The organism is Crocosphaera sp. Alani8 (assembly GCF_038442745.1).
Classification (GTDB): Bacteria; Cyanobacteriota; Cyanobacteriia; order Cyanobacteriales; family Microcystaceae; genus Crocosphaera.
The window spans coordinates 1-2,226 of sequence record NZ_JARVCN010000454.1; the positions used below are offsets into that span (position 1 = coordinate 1).

Consider the following 2,226-nt stretch of genomic DNA (forward strand, 5'->3'; position numbering starts at 1 on the left):
TTTTAATAGAAACTTCGGCAAAAATTCGACTTTCACTACTTATGATACACTACCCTATTTTGGCGTTGCATCATTGCGGGATGAGCTAAAGTTTTCTCCTAAGTTTTCAAAGTGCTTTAATTAAAGCGATCGCTAAATAAGAGAAATTTTCATTGAGAGTTAAATAATCAAAGAAAGATTCTTGTTTTTTAAGTAATAACAAAGTAGTTTAACTGATAAAAATAACATTTCATCAGACTTTGAATAACAAAAAGTTTTACGATGTAATCTCGCTAAGTAATGTCGTAATCTACTGTTCTCTCCTTCAACTCTTGTCATATAGATTTTACTAATAATTTGGTCTCCATCTGGAATAAAACTTGGATAAACTTTATAGCCATCCGTTATCCAAAAATAACAATTCCAATGTTTTATTTTTTTCCATAATCTTTCAAATGTGTCTGCACTTCTATCTCCAATTACATATTCTAAAATTCCAGGCTTATCCTTGTCTACAGATGTCCATATCCATTTTTTATCATCCCAACGGGACGAGGCTCTAGGCAAGAGCCTCGTTCCGTAGTATGGGTATAAGACCCCTCCCTTTGGGGAGATTGTAGTCAGGACGGGTTCAATCCCCTTCTGACTACTAGAGCCTAGAGCCTAGTGCCTAGTGCCTATGAATTTTTTTTACCAACAAATGTTTGTAATTCGTCTAATTGAGCCACATCGGGAATACTATAAGTTTCTTTGTGATTTGATAGCTCAATTCCGACTTGTCTAACCCAACGTATTACAGTGTTATGATTTACCTTGGTTATTCTCTCAATTCCTCTAAATCCATTGCCATTTACATACATAGTCAAACAGTTTTCCTTGACTTCTTTAGGATAACCTACTTCGGAATAACAATCATGCTTACTGCCGTCCACAGTTCTTACATTGATGATTTTGTTTTCCTCTTCTGTGACCATTCTTTCTAATTTGATTAGAGCCACATTTTGGACAGTTAATTGGCATTTCTTTTAAAGCGATCGCTCTGTTAAACATTTTTCCCTTCATTCTACATCATCCCGCAATGATGCAACGCCACTATTTTAGCTTAGTTCTCTTATGACTGTCAATTAAGAAATATTACAATTTACATGGGTACAGCCCCGAAGCCTAATGTCTGTATCCCTTGATAAATAAGGCTTTTAGTCAGTTATAGTAGATATGTATGGGGGAAGTTCAGATATAATAGAAGAAAAATGTTTTTAGAGAGGGTTGAGTTATTAAAAGAAATTGGTTCTACCGAACCTGTTATGTAAATTATAAAAATAAAAACGTATTTTTGAAAGTATAAATATAAGAGAATAATAAGCAGAAGCTTGACAAGGATTGCTTTTAGAGAGATTTAATGGTTAAATAGATGTTAGAAAAAGAATGCTATTTCAAATCAAGTTACACTAATGCCATCAAATTCTCAACTAAACTTAATGACAAATATTCTTCAATTAGAAGGATTTACCGTTATAGATTATCAGTTAATAGAGGGAATGGGAATAGTTTTGTCATTAGAGAAAGTGGATAAAAAAGCAACTTGTATATACTGCGGTTCTGTCACTAGAAAGCTACATCAAAATAATGAACTAACCGTCAGAGATTTACCTTGGGGAGAGGAAGATGTGTACCTCAAAATAAATCGTCGTCAAATGAGATGTGAAAAATGTCAAAAAAAATTCACAGAAGAATTAGAAGATATTAAGAAAAAAAGAACTTATACAGAAAGATTAAAGAAGAAAATTGTCGCAGAAGTTTTAAATGGGGATATTAAAAACGTAGCAGAAAGAAATGGAGTGAGTGAACAGGAGATAGAAACGATGCTCAAAGATATAGGTCAAGAATTAGAGAAGAAGAAACCACAGAAATTAAGGCGATTAGGAATTGATGAGATTGCTGTAGTTAAAGGACAAGGAAATTATTATGTAGTTTTAGTAGATTTGGATAAAGGAGTGATTATAGGACTGATAGAAAAACGAACAGAAGAGGAAGTCTCAAAACATCTAGAAGCTTGGGGAGAAGAGGTTTTAGCCCAGATAGTTGAAGTTAGTATAGACTTTTGGAAACCTTATAAAAAAGTGGCTCTTAAATTAATGCCACAAGCTGAAATAGTAGCAGATAAGTTCCATGTAATGAAGCAAGTTACCGATCAGGGCTATTTCATGCTAGATGATAGGATATCTATGGTAAAATAAGTCAAAGAAA

General features: G+C 33.4%; 2 protein-coding genes and 2 pseudogenes. 1 reads left to right on the plus strand and 3 read right to left on the minus strand.

Annotation, left to right across the window (positions count from 1 at the left end; genetic code table 11):
* Window positions 1-159: 159 nt before the first annotated feature.
* The 3 genes and pseudogenes from P9B04_RS22235 to P9B04_RS25255 form a co-directional block, all read right to left on the minus strand.
* A pseudogene (locus P9B04_RS22235) lies at window positions 160-516 on the minus strand (IS1 family transposase); the annotation flags it as partial.
* A 140-nt stretch (window positions 517-656) separates the two neighbouring features.
* A complete protein-coding gene (locus P9B04_RS22240; protein ID WP_446718033.1) occupies window positions 657-911 on the minus strand; it encodes a hypothetical protein in 255 nt (84 codons plus the stop codon).
* The gene (locus tag P9B04_RS25255) at window positions 898-1,041 is read right to left on the minus strand and encodes a transposase-like zinc-binding domain-containing protein (protein WP_446718034.1); all 144 of its coding nucleotides are present in this window, start codon (window positions 1,039-1,041) and stop codon (window positions 898-900) included. The genes P9B04_RS22240 and P9B04_RS25255 overlap by 14 nt, the downstream gene beginning before the upstream one ends.
* Window positions 1,042-1,430: 389 nt before the next feature.
* Here P9B04_RS25255 and P9B04_RS22245 point away from each other — a divergent pair.
* Window positions 1,431-2,174: pseudogene (locus tag P9B04_RS22245) on the plus strand (ISL3 family transposase); the annotation flags it as partial.
* Between the last annotated feature and the right edge of the window lie 52 nt (window positions 2,175-2,226).

Excerpts from the sequence above, each read along its gene's own strand:
- P9B04_RS25255 (WP_446718034.1), bottom strand. The coding sequence starts at position 1,041 with ATGAAGGGAAAAATGTTTAACAGAGCGATCGCTTTAAAAGAAATGCCA.